The organism is uncultured Polaribacter sp. (assembly GCF_947503855.1).
Lineage (GTDB): Bacteria > Bacteroidota > Bacteroidia > Flavobacteriales > Flavobacteriaceae > Polaribacter.
In genome coordinates this window covers 1-25,620 of the sequence record NZ_CANNFF010000016.1, presented here as the reverse complement: position 1 = coordinate 25,620, position 25,620 = coordinate 1, and the positions used below count along the sequence as shown (strand labels likewise).

20 protein-coding genes, 3 tRNA genes and 1 pseudogene are annotated in these 25,620 nt (G+C 29.8%); 9 read left to right on the top strand and 15 right to left on the bottom strand.

The window, feature by feature from the left end:
* A partial coding sequence (locus Q0662_RS11720; RefSeq protein ID WP_298950038.1) for a hypothetical protein occupies positions 1 to 473 on the bottom strand: 473 nt, incomplete at its 3' end.
* A gap of 711 nt (positions 474 to 1,184) precedes the next feature.
* On the opposite strand from Q0662_RS11720, the gene Q0662_RS11715 reads away from it, so the two are divergent.
* Positions 1,185 to 1,763: an AraC family transcriptional regulator gene (locus Q0662_RS11715; protein WP_298950035.1), complete on the top strand. Its 579-nt coding sequence runs from the start codon at positions 1,185 to 1,187 to the stop codon at positions 1,761 to 1,763.
* Between the two features lie 335 nt (positions 1,764 to 2,098).
* Positions 2,099 to 3,013: an IS1595 family transposase gene (locus Q0662_RS11710; protein WP_298950032.1), complete on the top strand. Its 915-nt coding sequence runs from the start codon at positions 2,099 to 2,101 to the stop codon at positions 3,011 to 3,013.
* Between the two features lie 516 nt (positions 3,014 to 3,529).
* Here the strand turns inward: Q0662_RS11710 and Q0662_RS11705 are convergent.
* Entirely contained in the window at positions 3,530 to 3,709 is a 180-nt protein-coding gene (locus Q0662_RS11705; RefSeq protein ID WP_298950029.1) for a hypothetical protein, read from the bottom strand.
* Between the two features lie 29 nt (positions 3,710 to 3,738).
* Complete coding sequence (locus Q0662_RS11700; RefSeq protein ID WP_298950026.1) at positions 3,739 to 4,173, bottom strand: hypothetical protein; 435 nt, start codon at positions 4,171 to 4,173, stop codon at positions 3,739 to 3,741.
* Between the two features lie 118 nt (positions 4,174 to 4,291).
* Here Q0662_RS11700 and Q0662_RS11695 point away from each other — a divergent pair, with 118 nt between their 5' ends.
* The 3 genes and pseudogenes from Q0662_RS11695 to Q0662_RS12065 form a co-directional block, all read left to right on the top strand.
* Entirely contained in the window at positions 4,292 to 5,209 is a 918-nt protein-coding gene (locus tag Q0662_RS11695) for a hypothetical protein (protein WP_298950023.1), read from the top strand.
* 63 nt (positions 5,210 to 5,272) lie between these two features.
* Positions 5,273 to 5,485: a hypothetical protein gene (locus Q0662_RS11690; protein WP_298950020.1), complete on the top strand. Its 213-nt coding sequence runs from the start codon at positions 5,273 to 5,275 to the stop codon at positions 5,483 to 5,485.
* 5 nt (positions 5,486 to 5,490) lie between these two features.
* Positions 5,491 to 6,312: pseudogene (locus Q0662_RS12065) on the top strand (recombinase family protein); the annotation flags it as partial.
* A gap of 739 nt (positions 6,313 to 7,051) precedes the next feature.
* On the opposite strand, the gene Q0662_RS11685 reads toward Q0662_RS12065, so the two are convergent.
* From Q0662_RS11685 to Q0662_RS11670, 4 genes are all read right to left on the bottom strand, one after another.
* Positions 7,052 to 7,125 (bottom strand) — tRNA-Arg (locus tag Q0662_RS11685).
* A 30-nt stretch (positions 7,126 to 7,155) separates the two neighbouring features.
* Positions 7,156 to 7,230: transfer RNA gene (locus Q0662_RS11680), tRNA-Pro, on the bottom strand.
* Positions 7,231 to 7,245: 15 nt separating this feature from the next.
* Positions 7,246 to 7,329 (bottom strand) — tRNA-Ser (locus Q0662_RS11675).
* Positions 7,330 to 7,438: 109 nt separating this feature from the next.
* Positions 7,439 to 9,502, bottom strand: coding sequence for an HDIG domain-containing metalloprotein (locus Q0662_RS11670; protein ID WP_298950017.1), 2,064 nt, complete (start codon positions 9,500 to 9,502; stop codon positions 7,439 to 7,441).
* A 132-nt stretch (positions 9,503 to 9,634) separates the two neighbouring features.
* Between Q0662_RS11670 and Q0662_RS11665 the strand changes: the two genes are divergently transcribed.
* Both Q0662_RS11665 and Q0662_RS11660 read left to right on the top strand, forming a co-directional pair.
* A complete protein-coding gene (locus Q0662_RS11665) occupies positions 9,635 to 10,810 on the top strand; it encodes an acetyl-CoA C-acyltransferase (protein WP_298950014.1) in 1,176 nt (391 codons plus the stop codon).
* A 16-nt stretch (positions 10,811 to 10,826) separates the two neighbouring features.
* The gene (locus tag Q0662_RS11660) at positions 10,827 to 11,597 is read left to right on the top strand and encodes a C40 family peptidase (protein WP_298950011.1); all 771 of its coding nucleotides are present in this window, start codon (positions 10,827 to 10,829) and stop codon (positions 11,595 to 11,597) included.
* Between the two features lie 51 nt (positions 11,598 to 11,648).
* Here Q0662_RS11660 and Q0662_RS11655 read toward each other — a convergent pair whose 3' ends face one another.
* Positions 11,649 to 12,902: a tetratricopeptide repeat protein gene (locus Q0662_RS11655; RefSeq protein WP_298950008.1), complete on the bottom strand. Its 1,254-nt coding sequence runs from the start codon at positions 12,900 to 12,902 to the stop codon at positions 11,649 to 11,651.
* A gap of 29 nt (positions 12,903 to 12,931) precedes the next feature.
* Positions 12,932 to 15,433: a DNA gyrase subunit A gene (gyrA, locus tag Q0662_RS11650; protein WP_298950005.1), complete on the bottom strand. Its 2,502-nt coding sequence runs from the start codon at positions 15,431 to 15,433 to the stop codon at positions 12,932 to 12,934.
* Between the two features lie 262 nt (positions 15,434 to 15,695).
* On the opposite strand from gyrA, the gene Q0662_RS11645 reads away from it, so the two are divergent.
* Both Q0662_RS11645 and Q0662_RS11640 read left to right on the top strand, forming a co-directional pair.
* Positions 15,696 to 18,260, top strand: coding sequence for an ATP-dependent Clp protease ATP-binding subunit (locus Q0662_RS11645; protein WP_298950002.1), 2,565 nt, complete (start codon positions 15,696 to 15,698; stop codon positions 18,258 to 18,260).
* 91 nt (positions 18,261 to 18,351) lie between these two features.
* Positions 18,352 to 19,410 (top strand): TlpA disulfide reductase family protein, encoded by a 1,059-nt coding sequence (locus tag Q0662_RS11640; protein ID WP_298949999.1) that lies wholly within the window; start codon positions 18,352 to 18,354, stop codon positions 19,408 to 19,410.
* Positions 19,411 to 19,512: 102 nt separating this feature from the next.
* Here Q0662_RS11640 and Q0662_RS11635 read toward each other — a convergent pair whose 3' ends face one another.
* The 6 genes from Q0662_RS11635 to Q0662_RS11610 form a co-directional block, all read right to left on the bottom strand.
* Positions 19,513 to 20,466 carry an acetyl-CoA carboxylase carboxyltransferase subunit alpha gene (locus Q0662_RS11635; protein ID WP_298949996.1) on the bottom strand — a complete coding sequence of 318 codons (954 nt, stop codon included), beginning with the start codon at positions 20,464 to 20,466 and terminating at the stop codon, positions 19,513 to 19,515.
* Positions 20,467 to 20,539: 73 nt separating this feature from the next.
* Positions 20,540 to 21,454 carry a DMT family transporter gene (locus Q0662_RS11630; protein WP_298949993.1) on the bottom strand — a complete coding sequence of 305 codons (915 nt, stop codon included), beginning with the start codon at positions 21,452 to 21,454 and terminating at the stop codon, positions 20,540 to 20,542.
* Positions 21,441 to 22,532 carry an LptF/LptG family permease gene (locus tag Q0662_RS11625; protein WP_298949990.1) on the bottom strand — a complete coding sequence of 364 codons (1,092 nt, stop codon included), beginning with the start codon at positions 22,530 to 22,532 and terminating at the stop codon, positions 21,441 to 21,443. The genes Q0662_RS11630 and Q0662_RS11625 overlap by 14 nt, the downstream gene beginning before the upstream one ends.
* Positions 22,533 to 22,600: 68 nt before the next feature.
* Entirely contained in the window at positions 22,601 to 23,731 is a 1,131-nt protein-coding gene (tgt, locus tag Q0662_RS11620) for a tRNA guanosine(34) transglycosylase Tgt (protein WP_298949987.1), read from the bottom strand.
* Between the two features lie 61 nt (positions 23,732 to 23,792).
* Positions 23,793 to 24,686 carry a 23S rRNA pseudouridine(2604) synthase RluF gene (rluF, locus tag Q0662_RS11615; protein WP_298949984.1) on the bottom strand — a complete coding sequence of 298 codons (894 nt, stop codon included), beginning with the start codon at positions 24,684 to 24,686 and terminating at the stop codon, positions 23,793 to 23,795.
* Between the two features lie 145 nt (positions 24,687 to 24,831).
* Positions 24,832 to 25,434: an alpha-ketoglutarate-dependent dioxygenase AlkB gene (locus Q0662_RS11610; protein WP_298949981.1), complete on the bottom strand. Its 603-nt coding sequence runs from the start codon at positions 25,432 to 25,434 to the stop codon at positions 24,832 to 24,834.
* Between the last annotated feature and the right edge of the window lie 186 nt (positions 25,435 to 25,620).

Below are 25,620 nucleotides of genomic sequence, written 5' to 3'. Positions count from 1 at the left end.
TGGATTTGCTTAAAGAAAATTTCATTTTCAGGAGTACCAGTGTCAAACACCCAACTTAAATTAGCAACTGAAGCAACCTCATAAGGGTTAAAAGATGAACCACCACCTTGTGGTTTTCTTTGGTCTGCAATTGGGAAAAGAGTTGTTTTTGAATAAGAATCTATAGTAAATGTAATTTCTATGTATCCATCCGTTTTAGAGGTGTCTTCAGGAACTGTATAAGTATATGATAATAATTTCGAGGAATCTAAGGTCATCGCTTCCGCTCCAATGCTTGTTCCCCAACCATCTATGGTAATTAAAGCGCCAGAAACATCTTCTGATGTTTCTATACTAATTTTAATAAGTTCACCTGGTTTAGCTCCTAATCTTTTTTTTTCCCCACTTGAATAGGAAATTTTAGAGATTGAAATCTGTGAAAAGATAAAAAACGGAAATGTTAATAATAAGATTAATAAGTAATTTTTTTTCATAAAAGTAAATGTCTAGTAAGTTCACCACAAAAATACTCTTTACACTATTTTTCCATTCATGGCTTCTTTCATTTTTCCCGATTTTCGAATATATTTCCTGTTTTACATACAACAATTAATTTATTTAAAATACATATATTTGGAAAAACAAATAAATTTATGCTCGGAGTATTAATTTCATTAGTAGTATTTTCTTTCTGTTTTATTGTGATTCTCATAAACTTAAAATATTTTTTAATTAATAAGTTTATTAATGTTTATTTTATAATACTCATTTTTTTTGTTGGGGTTCAAAGACTACTATATGCAATTTTTGAATTGGGAATCCTTAAAGTTAAATTTATAGATTTTAATTATAAATTTTATTTGATTTTTATATCGCCTATTTATTTTTTGTTTTTAAAAAACTTATTAGAATTTAAAAAATACAACTCCACTAATTTCAAATTTTTTGTTCCATTTTTAGTCATTTTATTGATGTCTTTTTTTAATATTCCCTGGTTTGACAGATATTTTCTTGTTATAACTTTAATTAGTATGGTTTTTTATATTTCTTATAGTTATATCTTATTAAATAAATTTTATAAAACGAAACGTTTACAATCTAAATTAAATATTAGAATATATAGATTTGGTTTATTTTCCTTCTTTTTTTTATTTTTAATTACTCTATCTATTTTTGGATATGTTTTTATTCATAATCTTGGTTTAATGGATAAATTAACAATTTTTACAAATGTTTTTATATTTTCAACAGTAATTTGGTTTTTTTGGTTATTATATTTACTAATGAATCCGATATTACTATATGGAGAGTACTGTTTAATTTCTCAAATAAATTATAGTAAAAATAAAGAAATTAAAATATGGTTATCTAAAACCAACTATAATTTAATAGAGAAAAATATAGCTGAAACAATAATTGAAAATCAGTTAGAGGGAAAAATTGATAACATTATTTTAGAAATTAAAAAGTTAGAGTTGAATTATATTTTCATCTCTCAAAAAGAGATGAATTTAGAAAATATTTCACAAAAAATAAAAATACCTAAATATCATTTAAAATATATTTTTAAATACCATTGTAACTTAACTCAATTGGAGTATCAAAATTTCATTAAAGTAAAGTTGGCTATAAATTTGATAGAAAATAACTATTTAAAAGATAAAACTGTTGATTCGCTCTCCCTAGAAAGTTTATTTACTTCAAGAGTTACGATGTACAAATATTTTAAAAAATTTCATAATCAAACACCCTTAGAATATCATAACTTATTTTTTAGCAATTAAAAAAAAAGTTACTTGTTATTAAAGACTTTATTACATTCGTTTTAAAAAAAATATTGGATATACAGATGATATCAGTAGAAAAGAGGCCATACAAAAAATGGGAAAGTAAGCTGCACTCATGGCGATGGGCACATTTATGATTTTAAATCCTAAAAAGGCACAAGCTACATTGCACCTCCTAGTCCTGTATTAAATTAACTACTGTATGTCTTCAAACTAAAGTGGACTTTTGTTAAGAGAGTGTTTAGTTACAAATTCAAAGATAAAAATTTTTTTGTATATCCGCAAACACTAATAATTAATGTATTTTTAGTATATTTAATAAAAATAAAGATATGAATATTTTTAGTTTTACAGCAGAATTTGACAGTGAAGAAAGTTGTCGTAAGCATTTTAAATCAGAAAGAGATAAAATAGGTGTTTCTTGTAAAAGGTGTTCTCATAAGGAGCATTATTGGATAAAGAGTCAATGGAGTTATGAGTGTAAAAAGTGCAGAAGTAGAACTTCATTAAGAAGTGGTATAATTATGCAAAGTTCTAATTTATCTTTTTTAATTTGGTATAAAACGATGTTTTTACTAACTGCAACAAAGAAAGGATTTTCGTCAAAAGAAATTCAACGTCAGTTAGGTTTAAAACGTTACGAACCAGTCTGGTCTATGGTTCACAAATTGCGAAAAGCTATGGGTAACAGAGATGATAGATATACTTTAGAAGGCATGATAGAAATGGATGAAGGGTATTTTACAATAGAAGCCTCAGGGCAAGAGCATAAAACCCAGAAAGCAGGACGTGGAAGTAAAACAAAATCTAATGTGATGGTAATGGCAGAAAGTACCGTTCTTGAAAATATTGAAACTGGAAAGGTAGAGAGACAATCTCGTTTTTTTAAAGCTAAAGTTCTAGAGAATCATAATGCAGAAAATATAGACCAAGCTTTAAAAGAAGCCATAGAAAATGAAAAAACAATCGTTTTTACAGATAAAAGTACTTCTTATGTAAATATTGCTGACTATGTAGAATTGCACATAAGTGAGAAGTCAGATGAAACTACAACTAAAGAAACTTTAAAGTGGGTACATATTACAATTAGTAATGCAAAACGAAATTTTGTAGGAACTTATCATAAAATCAAGAAAAAATATCTTCAGTTATATCTAAATGAGTTTGTCTATAAACTCAATAGAAGATATTTTGGAGAGAAAATATTTGATAGGCTCATAATTGCTAATATTACAGGTTATGAATAATTACGGATATACAGTAAAATAATCTTCAATATAGAATATTTAGAGGTGAAAAAAAAACTTTTAAAAAAATGAACCACTATTTTATTTACTCCAATCATGAGAACACCATTATAAATCTTTTGGCTGAAGAAGTTTATGAAAAAACAATTACGCTCACAATCAATGTCTAGTAGTATTTCTTTTATTGTAAGCTTCTCAGATTGTTGATTCACATTACATCAATTGAAAAACACAATGTTTAAATGATAAAAAAAAGATGTAAAGAGGTGTAAAACACCGTTCGTATTTATTCTACATTGTTTTACATTTAATAACATGTTTTTTTTGGTGTTGTTCAATTCTTTCATCCCAAAAAACAAAATTATTTTATAAAATAATTATTATTTTCAAGAATAAAATAAAGCAAAAAAAAACAAGTATCTATCACTAAAAGTTTAGCAATATATATTGTTTAAAGTAGTGTTATAAAATATTGTAAGAATTAGTTTTAAAGAAAATAAAGAGTTATTTTCGGTATTACCCTTTATTTTCTTCTAAAGACTTTTCGTTTTGATAATTCACTATCAAAACAGCAGCTAGTGAAGTAATTAAAATTGCTGCAACAGCAATTACAATATAATTGGATTCTTGTGAAAAATCTTTCCTTGGGTAATCTTTATTAAGCGCTTTCCAACTTGGTAACGTCTCTATTGCCATTGTTTTTATCATATTAATTTGTTTTAGAATTATTCTTTATGGATTTCAATAATCAACTCATTATTGGTATTTTTAAACAAGTGGTACTTATAGTCATACAAACAGTAAAATGTTTTGGCTCCCTTCTCTACAATACCAACATGATGTTTCGTTGTGAAATTATCTGCTTTTAAAATAGTTAAGTAGCATTGCACAAATCCTTTTTTTTGATTGGTGATGTTAGCTTTATAGTATTTATCTAAAGTTCTATTATTTAACCTGAGCTGCTTTTCAGCTGCTATTATATGTTGGTTTTTAATTTTCCGATTGTTTCTATTATAATAAGCATCATAATGGCGTTTATTAATGTAAAGTTGGTCTTTCCGACCTGGTTGAAAATCATGATCCCAACCACACTTACAAACTCTCCTGTTTATAGGACTTGGATAATACTCCTCTTGATTTAATTGATTCTTATTTCTCATTGATTCATTTTTTTAAATAATAATAATAAAATACACCATGTATCATATTTAGCACAAATATAGTTGTTTTTGTTTTATTTTTTAAATTTTACCTATATTTGTAAAAACAAGTATAACCATGACGATTGAAGAAATTAAAAAATTGGGGAATATTATTCATGATGAACGTGATATAAGTCCAACGCAACTAGGAATTACTTCTAGAAAAATAAATTATTGGCTAGATAACAATTTAGTGCCTTTTGTAGAAAAACAACAAAATATTGATACAAAAGAGGAAACTACTGTTCTGCATAAGACAAAAACTAAAACCAAATGGATACGAATGAATCTTTCTCAAGCCACATGGGTTTGTATTATAAATACATTATCCTCTTTTGGGGTATCAGTAGAGAGAATCAGTGTTTTAGCAAATGAAATTTGGCAAAAACCTAGAGAGGATAAATATGCAGACAAAGTATTTACTAAATATATAGAGAATAACAAAGCAAAGTTACCAAAGGATGCCATTCAGTCTTTAGAGAGGCATCTTGAGGATGAAGTTCTTATGGAGAAGTATTTTAGAACTCTTATCAATCCTTTTACAGATATGCTAAAATCAGCTATTTTAAGAGAATCTATGCCACATACACTATTGTACGTCCCAGAGACTAATGATTTTGAATTTTTATATGGAGATACCAACTTATCACTAAAATTAAGTAGTGTCTATTTACAACATCCAATGGTTTCCATTCCTATGGCACCAATATTAGCTAAAGTATTGACTGTTGATTTCGGGAATAAGAAAAAGGAACTTTCTTATCTCACAGAAATTGAAAAACAAATTCGAGATATCTTAGTGTTTAAAAAGCCAAAAGTAGTTGAAATTGCTTTTGAAGATGAAAATATAAAGCCTATTGTAATCACAGAACAACATAAAACTAGAGAACAGTTAGCAAGATATATTTTAGAGCATAAAATAGCAAAAGGGGCAAAACTTCTCATTGAGATTAGAGCCCAAGGAAACTATAAATTAACATTACTAAAAAAATAAAAAAAATGAATGTAGCACAGATTCGGTCCCTGCAGATTCAGCCCGATTTAATTCATATCCGATATGGACCAAGACTTAAATCAAGAGGCCTTCGAATCCAAACAAAATTCCTTTAATGCTGATTTTGTATATGACAAAAAGGATACTCAAACCCTTGAGAAAAGACAAAAAGTAAGAGAAAAATTAATAAAAAGTATGAAAACAACTCAAGATGTAGATGAGCTACTCTCTTCCATTGAACACTATTGTTTTATCATACTTGAATCTTTAAAATAATTTTAATGATGCATAGCCTCGAGAGATTTCAAAAATTTAGTCCAAAACAAAAAGTAAATGGCGCTAATAAAAAAGCAATTATTTATACCAGAGTTTCTACAAAAGAACAAGCAGACACAAATACTAGCTTAGGAACTCAAAAGAAATATTGTGAAAATTATGCAAAATCAAATGGTTATGAAGTTGTAGCATATTTTGGAGGCACACATGAATCTGCGAAAAGCGACGATCGTAAAGAGTTTAAAAGAATGTTGAAATATGTTCGACAAAGTGGAAATATTGGATATATCATTGTGTATTCTTATGATCGTTTTTCTAGAACAGGTTCAAATGCTGCTCAAATATCTCAAGACCTCTTCAAACAGGGGATTCAGTTAAAAGCGGTAACTCAAGAAGTTGATGCAACATCTGCTGCTGGTAAGTTTCAACAAAATCTTTTTTTTATGTTCAGTCAGTTTGATAATGAGCTCAGAAAAGATAAAACGATTACTGCAATGAGCGATTTACTGCGAAAAGGTTATTGGCTTTGGTCACCTCCTTTAGGCTATGTAAATAATAAAAAATATCATAAAGCGGTAGAATGGGATATCACAATTGATAAAACAGGAAAACAGCTTAAAAAAGCATTTCAATGGAAAGTACAAAAAAAATATTCAAATGTAGAAATTGTAAATAAGTTGAGTTTGTTAGGAGTGAGAATTAATGAAAGACGTTTAGGTGAAGTTTTTAAAAACCCTTTTTACTGTGGTGTATTAGTAACTAAAATGCTACCGGGTGAAATTATTCAAGGAAAACATACTCCAATTGTTTCTAAAGAAGATTTTTTAAAAATAAACTCGGAAGAGTCTGTTCACCCTAAAACTCATAAAACAGATAATATTAATCTGCCTTTAAAACAATTTGCTTATTGTGAAACTTGTAAAAAACCTTTAACGGGTTATTTGGTTAAACGTAAAAACTTATACTATTACAAATGCAGAACAAAAGGATGTCATTGTAACAAGTCTGCTAATAAAATCCACAAAAACTTTACAAAAATACTTGATAGCTTTCAAGTAGACCCTAAATATAATGAAACAATTAAAGAGGTAATGTTGTATACCTATGACAACCTCACAAAAGAATTAAGAACAGAACATGCACAGCTAAAAAAACAATTAAAAGGAATTGAAGAAAAAATAGAGTCGATTGAAGAGCGTTTTGCTGTTGGGGAAATTGATATAGAAATTTACAATAAATTTAAATCAAAATATACAATAATAAAAAAGGAAATAGATACATCACTAAGCCAATCGAACATTTCGAGTTCGAACCTTAAAAAAGCGATTAATACAGCTTTAAATTTAGGTGCAAACATCAGTAAAATATGGACTTCCGGAGATTTACAACAAAAAAAGAGAATACAAAGCTTGGTGTTTCCGTCCGGAATAGGTTATGACAAGCAAAATGATGCAGTTCGAACTTTAAAAATAAATTCGTTATTCTCTCTAATGTCAATAGCACAAAGGGAATTATTAAAAACAAAAAACGGAAAATCAATTCAAATGAATCAATTCTCCGTTAGAGTGAGCCCTGAAGGATTCGAACCTTCGACCGCCTCCTTAGAAGGGAGGTGCTCTATCCAGCTGAGCTAAGAGCCCGTAATTTTTTAGTTGTTACGTCCAACTTTGTCGGGGTGGCAGGATTCGAACCTGCGACCTCCTCGTCCCAAACGAGGCGCGATGACCGGGCTACGCTACACCCCGAGTGCAATTTTATAGCGGAGAGACAGGGACTCGAACCCTGGCGACAGTTTCCCGTCGACAGATTAGCAATCTGCTGCATTACCACTCTGCCACCTCTCCCGAAAGTTCATTTAAAATTAACGAACTTAAAATTGCGAGTGCAAATGTAATATTAGAAAAACAATTTACCAAGATGTTTTTCAGTTTTTTTTATTTTTTTTTCGTTTTTCTATTCTGGGTATTCTACCCTTAAATGATAGATGTTCATTAGCTTTTTCTTAATTACTTTTTTTATTATTTCTATCTCTTTAAAAGTAACGTCTGAATTTAAAAATTGATTTTCTGACATTTGTTTATCTATAATCTTGTCTATAAGATCATTAATAGATTGGGCAGTTGGTTTTGTTAAACTTTTAGAAGCTGCTTCAGCAGCATCACACATCATTAAAATTGCTGTTTCTTTAGAAAAAGGATTTGGTCCTTTGTACTGAAACTTTTTTATATTGATATCTACACCTGGGTTTTGCTCCTTTTCTTTCATATAAAAATAGTAGGCTGTACTAGTTCCATGATGCGTTCTAATAAAATCTATAATTCTGTCTGGCAATTTATATTTTTTCGCAATTTCTACACCTTTTATTACATGGTCTGTAATAATTTTTGCGCTATCTTCTGGAGATAAATCGTTATGAGGATTTACACCTGTTGTTTGGTTTTCTATAAAGTACATTGGATTTACCATTTTTCCAATATCGTGGTACAAGGCACCAGTTCTTACTAACATAGAATTTGCTCCTATTTCATTGGCTGCAGTTTCTGCTAAATTTGCAACTTGCATAGAGTGCTGAAAAGTACCGGGTGCTTTTTCATTTAGCTCTCTTAAAAGTTTTGTGTTGGTATTTGAAAGTTCTAAAAGTGTTACATCAGATACCAAACCGAATACTTTTTCATAAATATAAATTAATATAATGGCTAAAAATGAAAGCAATCCATTTATGGCAAAAAGAATAAAATAATCTAAATTAATTTGTGATGCATTACCTTCTTTAATAATAGAAAAAGCAAAGTAAGTTATCATATAAATTAACGTAATCTGAGCTACAGAAATAAATAAATTTGCTCTTTTATACAGCTCTGATACTGTTAAAATAGTAACAATACCAGCAATAATGTGCAGATAAATAAACTCGAAACTATTAGGCACAACATATCCTAATAACAATACTGTTAAAACGTGTGTAAACAAGCCTAATCTTGCATCAAAAAAAGCCTTTAACACAATTGGTAAAACACTTAATGGTACTACATATAAGTAATCTGAATTGTATTTTATAACCAATGTCTGTATAAAAATCATGATAAAAACATTGAAAAATATAAAAGTTACTTTGTTGTTATTGTTATAAATTTCTAACCTATTTATTTGAAGAAAAAGTAAGAGCATTAATAATGCTAATGCTACTAATATGGTATATCCAAAAATAATCCAGTTGTAATTAGAGTCTGTCCAAACTTTAGATTCAGACTCACTTTTTAAGGAGTTTAAAATAGCTAATTTTTTACCTTCTACAATATCACCTTTTAATATTATAAGTTCTCCAGAAGACACTTTTCCTTTCGTGTAAGAGATGTTTCCTATTTCATTATCTATAATTTTATCAGTAAAAGAAGCATTATAGCTTATGTTAGGTGTAATTATTTCTGATAAGATATTAAAAACTTCACTTTTGAAATAAAAATTGGTTTTAATTTTGATACCTTTTGTTATTGCTAATAAAACATCATTAGAATTATTTAGATTCTTAAATAAAACATCCTCTATAACATTCTCTTTTTTTACTACAACTAACTCATTTGGGTTTGATACTCTATCTTGACTAATAACTTCTAAAAAGCCATTTTCATATACATTATTTATTATTTTAATACCAATATCTTCAAATTCTTGAATTTGCTCTTGAGAAATTGTATCATTTTGTTTTAAAGCGCTTAATTTTCTTTTGTAAACATTAATTACTTCATTGGGTATAGAAGAGTCATAATCAAAATAAAGCTTTGCATTTGCAATTATTTGTTTTTTTTCTATGGTAATTTCTTCTTCTGTTTTTTGAATTGCAAAATCAAAAGGTGCATATAAATTATCATATTTCCATAATTGACCATTGCTAAAATCATACTTAAACTGGCCTCCTTTTGGAAAAAGATATACAATAGCAACTGTTGTAATTAAAAATAAAATTACTTTGTAAATAATTGCATTATTTTGATAGAGTTTGTAAACGATGTTACTCATAATTAATTTCTTATAATAACAAACTTACAGTAAAATAATTTAGGTTGAAAATACTAATTACACAATCCTTAAAAAATTGATTAAATTTAGTTAATTTAGCAAAAAGTCAGAAATTTAAAGTATGATAACGATATGAAAGAAGTAGTAATAGTATCTGTTGCAAGAACCCCAATTGGTAGTTTTATGGGTAGTTTATCTTCTATATCTGCCACAAAACTAGGTTCAATAGCTATAAAAGGAGCCTTAGAAAAAATTAATTTATCGCCAGATATGATTCAAGAAGTATATATGGGGAATGTAGTTTCTGCTGGCTTAGGTCAAGCTCCTGCAAGACAAGCTGCAATTTATGCTGGTATACCAGATACTGTACCTTGTACAACTGTAAATAAAGTATGTGCTTCTGGAATGAAATCTATTATGTTAGCAGCACAAACCATTGCTTTAGGCGATGCTGAAATAGTGGTTGCTGGAGGTATGGAAAACATGAGTGCTATTCCACATTACCAACATGCTAGAACTGGCTCTAAATTTGGCCCAATTATTATAGAAGATGGCATGCAGAAAGATGGTTTAGTAGATGCTTATGACAAAGTAGCCATGGGAGTTTGTGCAGACGAATGCGCGAGTACTTATGAGTTTACAAGAGAAGAACAAGATAATTACGCTATTCAATCTTACAAGAGGTCTGCTGAGGCTTGGAACAATGGAAAATTTTCTGATGAAGTTGTTCCTGTAAAAATACCTCAAAAACGTGGAGAACCTATTATTTTTTCTGAAGATGAGGAGTACAAAAATGTGAAAATGGAAAAAATAGCAGCTTTACGACCTGCTTTTACAAAAGAGGGTACAGTTACTGCAGCAAATGCCTCTACAATAAATGACGGTGGTGCTGCACTTGTTTTAATGTCTTTAGAAAAAGCAACAGCATTAAACTTACAACCTTTAGCAAAAATTAAAAGTTATGCAGATGCAGCTCATGAGCCCAAATGGTTTACAACTGCACCTGCAAAAGCATTACCAAAAGCCTTAGCTAAAGTAAACTTATCAATTAAAGATGTAGACTATTTTGAGTTAAACGAAGCATTTTCTGTAGTTGGCTTAGCCAATATGAAATTATTAAATATTACAGACAACATAGTTAATGTAAATGGAGGAGCTGTATCTTTAGGACATCCTTTAGGAGTCTCTGGGGCTAGAATAATTATTGCTTTAACATCAATTTTAAAACAAAATAATGCAAAAATTGGTGCCGCAGCAATTTGTAATGGTGGTGGTGGTGCAAGTGCAATGATATTAGAAAGAATTTAATTTTATTAATAAATCTATGCTGTTTGGCATTTGTAATATAAGTATTGTTCCTTTAAGAGCAGATAAAACCGAAAAGTCAGAAATGACTAGTCAAGTCCTTTTTGGTGAAATTTTTGAGATTTTAGAAACCGAAAAACTATGGAGTAAAGTTAGATTAAACTTTGATAGTTTTGAAGGATATATTGATAACAAACAATTTATTGAAATTTCTGAGGCTGACTATGTACGTTTAAAAAACAATGAAAATGTTTATGTTGCTGAAATTTTAGATTTTATAACCTCTGCAAAAAACGACCTTATAACCTTACCTATTGGTGCTCATTTACCATTTTTCAACAATGGCCAATTAAGAATAAATAATCAACAATACACTTATGAAAACGCAGTTTTTAATGGGAAGTCTAATAAAAAAGATATTTTAAAAACTGCTTTTACTTTTTTAAATACCCCTTATTTATGGGGCGGAAAAACACCTTTTGGTATCGATTGTTCTGGTTTTACGCAAATGGTTTATAAACTTTGTGGTTACCAATTATTTAGAAATGCAAAAGACCAAGCAACACAAGGTATTGTTTTAAGTTTTATTGAAGAAAGTGAAGCTGGAGATTTGGCTTTTTTTGATAATGAAGAGGGAGAAATTACGCATGTTGGTATTATTTTAAATGATTATCACATAATACATGCGTATGGCAAAGTTAGAATTGACACCTTAGACCATAGTGGAATTTTTAATGCAGATTTGCAAAAACACACCCATAAACTTAGGGTAATAAAAAAAATGATATAAAAAAACCGAAACTTTTAAGTTTCGGTTTTTTTATATAAGTAAAAATTAAGATTAATTTCCAGATCTCATTTTCTTATAGATGGGTCTAAGAGCATCTGCTTCTTTTTCCATTCTAAGAGTATCATAAATATTCAATAAAGATCTTACAGTGCCTTCTGTTCTGTTTAAACTATCTGCTTTTATAATAAAAGGTAAAGCTTTATTATATAATGCTCTTTGCTTTTCTTGTAACTCATCATACTTTTTAAAGTTAGATAGGTTTTTATTCATTTCATCTACAATTTCTTTCTCTTCAGCAAGCATAGCAACAGCTAAATTCATGTAAGCATCTCCATAATCTGGCTTTAACTCAATAGCTTTTTTGTAATAATTAATTGCTTCTTCTGTTTTACCTTCATTAGCATTTACAACTCCTAAATTAAAAAATAAAACTGGGTTTGTAGGATCTAATTTTACAGCTTCTTCCATTAAAGCACCGAATTTATCCATTTTCTCTAGTTTGATGTATAACTGCGCTTCATTTAAAATTAAGTTAACATCTTTTGGATTTGCTTTTCTAGCTTCTTGTAATGCAACAATTGCTTCTTCTGTTTTCCCTTGGTTTACTAAAATATAACCAATATTTTTAACAATATCTGCCTGCTTAGAAGTTGTTGTTTTGTTTTCTGGTTTAATATAAGTACCTGTTTTCATCATTAAATCTCTTTGCTGTTTACTTCCAAGATTTACGACTTTTCCAGTAGCTTTCTCAGTGGCAAGGTATTGTGTTTGAATACCTGTATAACCTACCTCTTTTAAAGTTCTATAATATTTTAAAGAAGTATCGTATTCTTTTGCTAAAGAAGCACTTACTGCTGCGTTATACAGATAAGCTGTATCCTTTGGGCTTAACTTATATGTTAATGCAAAGTTTTTTGCTGCTTCACTATAATTTTTATCATTATTGTAGAAGTTTGCTCCTAAAGTAGAAACTTCTTGTACTAGTTTGTTTAGTAAAGGTTGTGCTTCTTTTGTATATTTTTGTTTTTTAATTTCTTTCTCGTAAGAAAAAAGTGTATTGTAAGATTCTGCGGCTCCTTCAAAGTCTTTTTTACCTGCTAAAGCCTGTCCTTTTAGAAAGTAATATTTAGCCTTGTATTTTTCATCCATACCTGCTAACAAACCATCTAAAGAACTTATTGCAGATAAAGCTTCTGAATATTGTTGCATTTTAATTGCCTTTTCTGCAGTTTTTAATTGTTTCTTTTGTCCAAATGCTAAAACCGTCATTAGACCTAAAGAAAGCGTTATTATTTGTTTTTTCATTTTAATGATTATTTAATTTATTATTGTTCTTAATTGTTATTGTTTTCATTATTTTCAATTTCTGTACCATTTTCTATTTCGTCTTCAGTATCTTCTTCATGAACTACTTTGGCAACAGCAGCAATACTATCATCATCTTTAATTTTTATCAATCTAACACCTTGTGTTGCACGTCCCATTACACGTAAATCTTCTACAGCCATTCTAATGGTTAAACCAGATTTGTTTATAATCATTAAATCGTTAGAATCGTCTACATTTTTAATAGCTACTAAGTTTCCTGTTTTATCAGAAATATTTAATGTTTTTACACCTTTACCTCCTCTATTGGTAATTCTGTAATCTTCTAGGTTAGATCTTTTACCATAGCCTTTCTCAGAAACAACTAAAATATTACTTTCCATATCGTTTACGGCAACCATACCAATAACTTCGTCATTTTCGTGCTGTAAAGTAATACCTCTTACTCCAGATGCGGTTCTACCCATTGGCCTAGTTTTCGCTTCTTCAAAACGAATGGCTTTACCAGATTTTAATGCTAGCATTACTTGGCTATCTCCAGTGGTTAATTTTGCTTCTAATAACTCATCTCCTTCTTTAATGGTAATAGCATTAATACCATTAGTTCTTGGTCTAGAATATTGCTCTAAAGAGGTTTTTTTAACTTGACCTTTTTTGGTTGCCATAATTACATAATGGCTATTAATGTAGTCTTCGTCTTTTAAATCTTGTGTTACTAAAAAGGCTTTTACAGAATCGTCTTGTTCTATGTTGATTAAGTTTTGCATTGCTCTACCTTTGGTATTTTTTCCACCCTCAGGAATTTCATAAACACGCATCCAAAATACTTTCCCTTTTTGGGTAAAAAACATCATATATTGATGGTTTGTACCAACAAATAAATGTTCTAAGAAATCTTCGTTTCTTGTGGTTGCTCCTTTTTGACCTCGTCCTCCTCTATTTTGAACCTTATACTCATCTAAATTTGTACGTTTTAAATACCCTGCGTTAGATATGGTAACTACAACTTTAGTATCAGGAATCATATCTTCTATTCGCATATCTCCACCAGCATATTCTATGGTAGATCTACGCTCATCTCCATATTTATCTTTGATATGAAGTAATTCGTCTTTGATGATTTGATAACGTCTTGGTTCATTTGCAAGAATATCTTTTAAATCAGCAATTGTTAACATGATTTCTTCGTATTCAGAACGTAATTTATCTTGTTCTAAACCTGTTAACTGACGCAAGCGCATTTCTACAATTGCTTTTGCTTGAATTTCTGATAACTCAAAACGTTCAATTAATTTTTCTCTAGCTTCATCAGCATTAGAAGACCCTCTAATAATTGCAATAACTTCATCGATATTATCTGATGCAATTATTAATCCTTCTAAAATATGAGCTCTTGCTTCTGCTTTTTTAAGTTCATACTCTGTTCTTCTAACAATTACTTCGTGTCTGTGTTCAACAAAATAATGGATTAATTGTTTTAGATTTAATTGCTCTGGTCTTCCATTTACCAGGGCAATATTATTTACACTAAAAGAAGTTTGTAACTGCGTATACTTGAAAAGTTTATTTAATACAATATTTGGTATTGCATCTCGCTTTAAAATATATACGATTCGCATTCCATTTCTATCAGATTCATCACGTATATTGGCAATACCTTCTAATTTCTTTTCGTTCACCAAGTCTGCAGTTTTCTTAATCATATCTGCTTTATTAACTTGGTAAGGTATTTCTGTAACAATAATACACTCGCGCCCTTTTACCTCTTCTATATTAGCTTTCGCGCGCATTACAATACGACCACGACCTGTATGAAAAGCATCTCTTACACCATCATAGCCATAAATAATACCACCTGTTGGAAAATCTGGAGCAGTTACATGCTGCATTAACTCGTCTATTTCAATATCTCTATTATCAATATAGGCAACCGTACCATTTATAACTTCTGTTAAGTTATGTGGTGCCATATTTGTTGCCATACCCACTGCAATACCAGATGCACCATTTACTAATAAGTTTGGTATTCTTGTTGGTAATACTGTAGGTTCTTGTAAGGTATCATCAAAATTTAAACGATGATCTACAGTATCTTTATCAATATCAGCTAACATTTCTTCTGATATTTTTTGCATTCTAACCTCTGTATAACGCATTGCTGCAGGAGAATCACCATCAACAGAACCAAAGTTACCTTGACCATCTACCATCATATAACGCACACTCCAATCTTGTGCCATACGCACCATAGAATCATACACAGAAGTATCTCCATGTGGGTGATATTTACCTAATACTTCTCCAACAATTCTTGCAGATTTTTTATAAGCACCTGTAGCTTTAATCCCCAACTCATGCATACCATACAAAACCCTTCTATGCACTGGTTTTAAACCGTCTCTTACATCTGGTAAAGCTCTAGATACAATTACCGACATTGAGTAATCTATGTATGCAGATTTCATCTGCTCTTCAATATTAATTGGAATTAATTTTTCTCCGTCTGCCATATATATTTTCTATTAATATTATTCATTTTTTTAAAACAAGGCAAGATACTATTTCTACTACTACTTTCAAAGATTTATAAGCGATGAATTAAAGAGAGTTATCAACATTTTTTGATAATTTTTAACACTGTTTTATTTGGTTGATTTTCAATCGTTTTATAATTTAGTTGTATGGTCAAACTGTCAGTTTTTTAGAGTTGGCATCTTTTTTGTCATTATTCAAAAAAAAAAGGATTAAATTTACATCAATAGATAATAAAATATGGACGATAATTTTTCACCAAAAGTAAGAGATGTGATAACGTTTAGTAAAGAAGAGGCTCTAAGATTAGGTCACGAATTTATTGGAACTGAACATCTTTTATTAGGTTTGATAAGAAAAGGAGAAGGAAAAGCAATGGAGATTTTAACTGCATTTGATGTAGACACCACGCTTTTACGTAAAAAACTAGAATTATTAAACCCCGTAAACCCTGCATTTGCAGAAGAAACAGAAAAGAGAAATTTGCATTTAACAAGACAAGCAGAAAAGGCGCTAAAAACAACTTTTTTAGAAGCTAAACTATACCAAAGTGACTCTATAGACACTGCTCATTTATTATTATGCATTCTGAGAAACGAAAACGACCCAACCACTAAGTTGATTCAAAAATATCATGTAAATTATGATGAAGCGAAAGCTTTATACAAACAGTTGCATGCAGAAAATACAGATTTACCAGAAAACCCTATTGCAGAAACATCTTCTGATGATGAGTTTGCTTCAGAAAAATCAAATCCTTTTGAACAACCTCAAAAAAGTAAAACTGTAAAAAAATCTAAAACACCTGTTTTAGATAATTTTGGAAGAGATTTGACTGCATTAGCAGAAAATGGTAAGTTAGACCCAGTTGTTGGTAGACAAAAAGAAATAGAGCGTGTTTCTCAAATTCTAAGTCGTAGAAAAAAGAACAACCCCATGTTAATAGGTGAGCCTGGTGTTGGTAAATCTGCCATTGCAGAAGGTTTGGCTATAAGAATTGTAGAACGTAAAGTTTCTAGAATCCTTTTTGACAAAAGATTAGTTTCTTTAGATTTAGCTAGTTTGGTTGCTGGCACAAAATATCGCGGGCAATTTGAAGAACGTATGAAAGCGTTAATGAACGAACTAGAAAAGAATGAAGATATTATACTTTTTATCGATGAAATACACACAATTGTTGGTGCTGGTGGTGCTACAGGCTCTTTAGACGCCTCTAACATGTTAAAACCTGCCTTAGCAAGAGGAGAAATACAATGTATTGGAGCTACCACTTTAGATGAATACAGAACAAATATAGAAAAAGATGGAGCCCTAGAACGTCGTTTTCAAAAGGTAATCGTAGACCCAACTACTGTTGAAGAAACAATTCAGATTCTATATAATATAAAATCGAAATACGAAGAACATCACCATGTAGATTTTACAGACGATGCTATAGAGGCTTGTGTAAAATTAACAAATAGATATATGACTGACAGATACCTACCAGACAAAGCTATAGACGCTTTAGATGAAGCGGGCTCTAGAATACATATCACTAATATTGTTGTTCCTAAACAAGTTGTAGAGTTAGAAACTCAATTAGAAATTATTAGAAATAAAAAAACCAAAGCTGTAAATGGGCAAAAGTATGAAGAAGCTGCCAAGTTACGTGATGACGAAAAAAATATGGAAGCTGCTTTAGATTCTGCTCAAAAACAATGGGAAGATGATTCTAAATTGAATAGAGAAATTGTAACAGAAGACAATGTTGCAGAAGTTGTTTCTATGATGACAGGAATTCCTGTAAATAGAGTTGCAGAAGCAGAAAGCCATAAGTTACATGAGTTACCTCAATTAATTAAAGGTAAAGTAATTGGGCAAGATGTAGCTGTAACTAAAGTGGTAAAAGCTATTCAAAGGAATAGGGTTGGGTTAAAAGATCCAAACAAACCTATTGGTTCTTTTATTTTCTTAGGACAAACTGGGGTTGGTAAAACGCAATTAGCTAAAGTTTTAGCAAGAGAGTTATTTGATTCTGACGATTCTTTAATAAGAATTGACATGAGTGAATACATGGAAAAATTTGCTATCTCTCGTTTAATTGGTGCACCTCCAGGATATGTTGGTTACGAAGAAGGTGGTCAATTAACAGAAAAAGTTAGAAGGAAACCATATTCTGTAATTCTATTAGATGAAATTGAAAAAGCCCATCCAGATGTATTTAACATGTTGTTACAAATTTTAGATGATGGACATATTACTGATAGTTTAGGTAGAAAAATCGATTTTAGAAATACCATAATTATTATGACTTCTAATATTGGTGCAAGACAACTAAAAGATTTTGGTGGTGGTGTTGGTTTTGGCACTTCTTCTAAAAAAGAACAAGCAGATGCACACGCTAAATCTGTAATAGAAGGCGCTTTAAAGAAGTCTTTTGCACCAGAATTTTTAAATAGAATAGATGATGTAATCGTATTTAATGCACTAGAAAGAGAAGACATACATTCTATTATAGATATCGAATTAGATAAGTTATTGCATAGAATTGCTGATTTAGGCTACACATTAAACTTAAGCGAAAAAGCAAAAGATTACATAGCAGATAAAGGTTTTGACAAAAAGTATGGTGCTAGACCTTTAAAAAGAGCTATTCAAAAGTACATAGAAGATGCTTTAGCAGAAGAAATTGTTAATTCTAAACTATCTGAAGGTGATACTATTGCTATGGATTTAGATGAAAAAAACAATAAACTTACCATTAAAATCAAAAAAAGTAAAAAGAAAGAAGAAAAACGAACAGAGTATGAATCTGATTCTTAAATAATCAAAAATCCCAGACCAATGTTTGGGATTTTTTTTATGAGTTGATCGTAAATTTAAATATTATCTTTGTAAAATTAAATTATAAAAAATGAAGAAAATAAACCTAATATTATTGGCAATTATAGCAATGGCTTCTTGTAAAAAAGAAAACGAATTTGTTAAATTATCAGGAAAAATTAATAGCCCAAAAGACTCTATTTTAGTAGTTACTGGAGAAAATATTTTAAAAGAAATCAAAATAAATAAAGACGGTACTTTTAAAGACACTCTAAAAATACATAAAAAAGGACATTACAGATTAACTTTAGGAAGTAATAAAAGAGCCATTATCTATCTTAAGAATGGATATGATTTGATATTAAACGCAGAAGACGATCCTTTTTTTGAAAGCTTTACATATAAAGGTAAAGGCTCTGACACTAATAATTTTATATTATCTCAATTTGAACTATCTAGAAATTATGGTGATCCATCTAGTTTATATTTATTAGAAAAAAATGCTTTTGATAATAAAGTAAGATTTATAAAAAAATATATTGATAGTGTTAATACTCTATATGGATCAAAAAATATTGATACCGCTGTTTACAATAGCTCTAACAGGATGAGTAAACAGTATTTAGAAAATATTACTAAGGACTATGAAAGAAATCATGATTTTGCTTTGAAACAGAAAGAGATTATGGAAAAAACTGCAATTGGCAGACCATCTCCAAAGTTTGAAGATTATGTAGATTTTAAAGGTGGTAAAAAATCTTTAGACGCTTTTAGAGGAAAATATGTGTATTTAGATATTTGGGCAACTTGGTGTGGCCCTTGTATACAGCAAATACCATATTTAAAAGATTTAGAAAAAGAATATCATAATAAAAACATAGAGTTTGTTAGTATTTCTACTGATGAAGCGCGAAAAAATGGTGGTTCTTGGGAAGCTGCAGAAAAAAAATGGAGAAACTTTGTAAAAGAAAGACAATTAACAGGCACGCAGTTATGGTCTGGAAAAGATTATTCCTTTCAGCAAGCATATCAAATTACTGGAATACCAAGGTTTATTTTAATTGACCCGCAAGGAAATATTGTGGATGCAAATGCACCAAGACCTTCAGATCCAAGAATAAAACAATTATTTACTTCTTTAGGGATGTAGTAGGCAGTAGGCATTAGGGGCAGTAGGCAAAAATAAAAGAGCGAAATTCTAAATTTTAGAATTTCGCTCTTTTTTATCTTGTTTTTTATTTTAAAAAAAAAACTACTCTTTGTAAACTCCCATATTTGCATATTTATCCATCCTTTGTGCTACTAGATCTGTTTCAGATAAATCTTTTAAATCTTCAAAGGCTGCTATAATTTGACTTTCTACAGCTTTGAAAGCGCCTTCTCTATCAGAATGAGCCCCACCTACTGGTTCTTTAATAATACCGTCAATTAACTTTAACTTTTTCATATCGGTTCCTGTTAATTTTAAGGCTTCTGCTGCTTGTTCTTTGTACTCCCAGCTTCTCCATAAAATAGAAGAACAAGATTCTGGAGAAATTACAGTATACCAAGTATTTTCCATCATGTACACCTTATCTCCTACTCCAATACCTAATGCACCACCAGAAGCTCCTTCCCCAATAACAATAGTTATAATAGGTGTTTTTAAACGTGTCATTTCTAAAATATTTCTAGCAATAGCTTCTCCTTGTCCACGTTCTTCTGCTTCTAAACCTGGGTAAGCACCTGGTGTATCTAATAAAGTTACTACAGGAATTCCAAACTTTTCTGCCATCTTCATCAAACGTAAGGCTTTTCTATACCCTTCAGGGTTTGCCATACCAAAATTTCTATATTGACGCGTTTTTGTATTAAATCCTTTTTGTTGACCAATAAACATGTAAGATTGATCGCCAATTTTACCCAAACCACCAATCATTGCTTTATCATCTTTTACACTTCTATCTCCATGAAGCTCCATAAAAGTATCTCCACAAATTGCATTAATATAATCTAAAGTATAAGGTCTATTGGGGTGTCTAGATAATTGTACACGTTGCCAAGGTGTTAAATTTTTATAAATATCTTTTCTAGCTTTTTCTAATTTTTTTTCAATCTTTCTACAAGTTGCTGTTACATCAACTTCACTTTCTTCACCAATATTTTTACATTTTTGCAATTGATCTTGCAGGTCTTTTATTGGCAATTCAAAATCTAAATATTCCATTTGTAGTTATTTGATTTTAATAATTTGTAAGAACAAACATACTATAAAATTTACTTTTTAAAGTAAAATAATCTTACTTTTTTCTGTTTAAGCTTTGTGTAAATTTATGCTTTAAGTTTACTCCTTTTTTTATAACTTCGTTTAACAAAACTACAAATAATACGATAAACGCACCTAAATAAAATGTGTTACTCATTTGTTCTTTTTCTCCAAAAATTAATACTGCTAAAACTATAGCATAAATAGGTTCTAAATTTACGGTAAGCATTACTGTATAGGGAGATATATGCTTCATCACTTTTACAGAAGCAATAAATGCATAAGCTGTACAAACTGAACTTAATATAAAAAGATATAGCCAATCTAAATTAGAAAGTTTAAAAAATGCCATAGTAAAACTACTTGTACATAAAAGGTACATAGCTACAAATAAAGTTCCGAAAAAAAGTTGGTATAAAGTTATTTTTTCTGCTTGATATGTTTTAATAAACAAGCCATTTAAGACTGCAAAAAGAGATCCTAAAAAGGAGGCAATTAATGCATAAATAACTCCTAATTTATATTCGTTTTCAAAATTGAATATGATATACAAACCAACGATAACAAAGAGCCCTAAAAGTATTTCTATTGTTTTTATTTTCCTTTTAAAAAAAATGGGTTCTAACAGTGATGTAAAAAAAGCGCCAGTACTCATAGTTACCAATGCCACTGAGACATTTGATAATTTTATGGCTTTAAAAAAAAAGATCCAATGAAGCGCAATAATAATACCTGTTATTAGAAATTTAGCTACTCCTTTTGCATCTAAAGAAAACTTCTTTTTTTTAATTAAAAAATACAAGACGATAAAAAAAACAGCCAACGCCATTCTAAAAAAGACTAAGGGTATAGCATCAATAGAAATTAAAGCTCCTAAAATAGCTGTAAAGCCCCATAAAAATACAATAAAATGTAATAGCAGGTAATTATTTAGCTTACTTTCTTGCATCTATATACAAGTAGATTGATAAAATACCAAATATAATATTGGGTATCCAAACGTACAATAGAGAGTTTACTCCGGCTACAGAACCTAATACCTCTCCAATTTTCATAAAAAATACATAGAGAAACATAATACCTACACCTATAGCTAAATTTACACCTGTGCCTCCTCTTCTTTTTCTAAAAGCCAATGCTACTGCAATAATGGTTAAAATGTAACTTGCAATTGGCAGACTTGTTCTTTTGTATAATTCTACTAAATATGCGTTTAAGTTTTTAACGCCTCTTTTTTTAGATAAATCTATAAAGTTAATTAATTCTCCAGAAGGCATTTCTTGTGCAAAGGCAGATTTGTAAATTAAATCTCTAGGTGTAAAATTAAATACCGTATCTAATTTAGTCCCTCTAAAAATACTGTCTTTGTTTTTATAAACTTTTCTTAAACGCCAGGTTCCTAATGCATATGTAGAATCTTTAGGATTGAATTTTATATTATCTGCAAAAAGCTTTGTTTTTAATTCTAAACCATTGTAAGTTTCTGAAGCAAAATTATAACCTGCATTTGTTTCTGTATTAAAACTTTTAATAAACACATACGTACTATCTGTTAGTTGCAAACTAAAATTGTTTACGTATTTAAATTCGTTTTTTTGTTTGGCATTGCTAATGTATTTTTTTTCGAAACTTTTTCTGATCTTACTACTATTTGGCACCACATAATGATTCATGCCTAAAGAAATAATAGTTACCAAAGTAGCTCCTACAAAATAAGGATATAACAACCTTGTAAATGAAACTTTTGCATTGGTTATAGCGATAATTTCTGTATTATTAGATAGTTTAGATGTAAATAATATAACTGCAATAAATAATGCCAAAGGCATAAATGTATTGGCATAATAAATGGTAAAGTTTAGGTAATAATCATTTAAAATTTCTGCAATTCCTAAATTGGGATGCTCTAAAAAATTGTCTACTTTTTCAGATACATCGATAGCTATTGCAATAGGTATCAATATGAGTAAAGTAAACAAAAATGTTACCAAATAACGTTTTAATATGTACCAATCTATTATTTTCAAAAGCGTAGCTTTTTTTTTATTTTATATACCAACTTAAATTCTGAATTTTAAACTTAGAACCTAGAAATCTAAAGTCGTTTATCCATTTGTTTTACCATTTTATCTTTCCACTCTCTAAAATCTCCAGCTAAAATATGTTTTCTTGCTTCTCTTGTTAACCAAACATAAAAACCTAAATTATGAATAGAAGCTATTTGTTTACCCAACATTTCTTTGGCAGCAAATAAATGACGTAAATAGGCTTTAGAATAAATTAAATCTACATGAGTAATTCCCATTTCATCTATTGGAGAGAAATCGTCTTCCCACTTTTTATTTTTAATATTAATAGTGCCATGTGCTGTAAATAACATTCCATTTCTTGCGTTTCTAGTTGGCATAACACAGTCGAACATATCTATACCCAAAGCAATATTTTCTAATATATTAATAGGTGTACCTACACCCATTAAATAACGTGGTTTGTCTTCTGGTAATATTTCTGTGACAACCTCGGTCATTGCATACATTTCTTCTGCTGGCTCACCTACAGAAAGACCACCAATAGCATTTGCTTGCTGATTGGAGTTTGCTATATATTCTGCAGATTGTCTTCTTAAATCTTTATACGTACTTCCTTGTACAATTGGAAAAAAAGTTTGCTCATAACCATATTTATAAGGCACTTTTTCAAGATGATTAATACATCTATCTAACCACCTATGTGTCATGTGCATAGAACGTTTTGCATAATTATATTCACATGGGTAAGGGGTACATTCATCAAAAGCCATAATAATATCTGCACCAATTGTACGTTGTGTTTCCATAACGTTTTCTGGTGTAAAAAAGTGCATAGAACCATCTATATGACTTTTAAATTTTACGCCTTCTTCGTTTATTTTTCTTCTTCCAGAAAGTGAATATACTTGGTAACCACCAGAATCTGTTAAGATATTTCTATCCCAATTCATAAATTGGTGCAAACCACCTGCTTTTTCTAAAATATCTAAACCTGGTCTTAAATATAAATGATAAGTATTTCCTAAAATAATATCTGGATTTACTTGTTCTTTTAACTCTGTTTGATGTACGCCTTTTACAGTACCTACTGTGCCTACTGGCATAAAAATAGGTGTTTCTATTGCTCCATGATCTGTAGTAATTACACCTGCTCTGGCTTTACTTTTTGGATCTATTATTTTTAAGTCGAATTTCATTGTCGGCAAAGATAAGACTATTTAAGAATTGTAAAATTAAAACGTTCTTAAAGATTAGATGTTAAAATCTTCTTTTCTTTTTTGAAGAAAAACCAGACTTTTTCTTTTTATTTTTTAGCGATGATTTTCTAAAAGCAGCACTTTTTTTATTAAAATTGTTTTTTGCAGGAGCCGATTTTCTTTTCGGTTTTGTAGCTTTTGGCTTTTCTTTAAGCAAAGAAGCTTCTTCGGTTTTAGAAGACAAGGAAATCATGGTGTTGATTTCTTTCATTTCATCTTCTGTTAATTCGCGCCAATCACCAGTTTGTAAATACCCCAATTCTACATTCATAATTCGGGTTCTTTTTAGCTTGGTAACTTCGTAATCTAAATACTCGCACATTCTACGAATTTGCCTATTTAAACCTTGGGTTAAAATAATTTTGAAAATTTTATCGCTTACTTTTTCGACTTTACATTTTTGAGTGATAGTTCCTAAAATGGGAATTCCATTACTCATTTTATCAATAAATTCTTGGGTAATGGATTTATTTACAGAAACAAAATATTCTTTTTCGTGATGATTACCTGCTCGTAAAATTTTATTTACAATATCGCCATCATTGGTAAGAAAAATAAGCCCCTCTGATGGTTTATCTAAACGCCCAATTGGGAATAATCTTTCTGGATGATTGATGTATTTTACAATGTTATTGGGTTCTCTACCATCTGTAGTAGAAACGATTCCTATAGGCTTATTCAATGCAATATAGAGGGTTTTGTTTTTTGGTTTTACCAACCTACCATCTAATTTTACCACGTCTTTTTTACCAACTCTATTACCTAATTGCGTTGGTTTGCTATTAATGGTAACTCTACCTTCGTTAATAAATTTTTCGGCCTCTCTTCTAGAACAAATTCCTGAGGAACTAATGTATTTATTTAAGTTTATGGTTTGCTGATTGTTAGTATCCAATGAATAAAATTTTACTACAAAAATATGGAAAGTTTTGTAAGAAATTTATGAATTTAAGTTCGAATATCTAACCTTTAGTTACACATAATTAAGATCTAATTAAAAAATTCTAGATTACCCTCAAGTAGACTAACAAAATTTGAAGCTATATCACTATGGTTCTAAATGTTAAATTTACTCTTGGTGCTTGCACTCTTTTTGTTGGAGGCAATCTGTGTAACCAGTTGGTTTGGGTACCTTCTTTCATTACTAACAAACTACCATTTTCTAAAATTACATCTATTCTTTGTTTGTTTTCTTTATGTTTAAATGAAAATTTACGTGTTGCTCCTAATGAAAGTGATGCAATTGCGCCGTTTTTTTTTAGCATTTTTTCTCCATCTGAATGGTAAGCCATTCCTTCTTCTCCCGAATGATACAAGTTTAGCAAGCAAGAATTATAAGTTTCTCCACTTTGTTTTTCTACTATTTTTTTAAGTTGTAACAACTCTTTTGTAAAAATGTTTGCCGTTTTTATTATTCCTGAATATTTGTATGAAAAAGCTGATTCTCCATACCAAGCTACTTTTCTTTTAGTGATAATTTTCTTACCAAAAATAATGGCTTCGTCGTTTTTCCAATCGATGGTTTCTAATAGTTTTCTGTAATAAAATTCGCACTGCTTTTTATTGAAAACAACACCATGATAATTGGTTATGCCATCAAAAGGAAGTATGTTTTTTACAGTTTCTGAAGAGAATAAGTCCATTGTATAAATTTAGTAAATGTAAGCCTATTTAAGCTCTTTTACATAAGTATATGTATCAATACTTAAACACCAATTTATAGTGTAATAATGATTGATTTAAAGTATTATGTAACCCGTTGTGCATTATGATTTAAGATAAAAAAGTTGCTCATATTACTGAAAATCAGTAAATTGATTTAACCACAA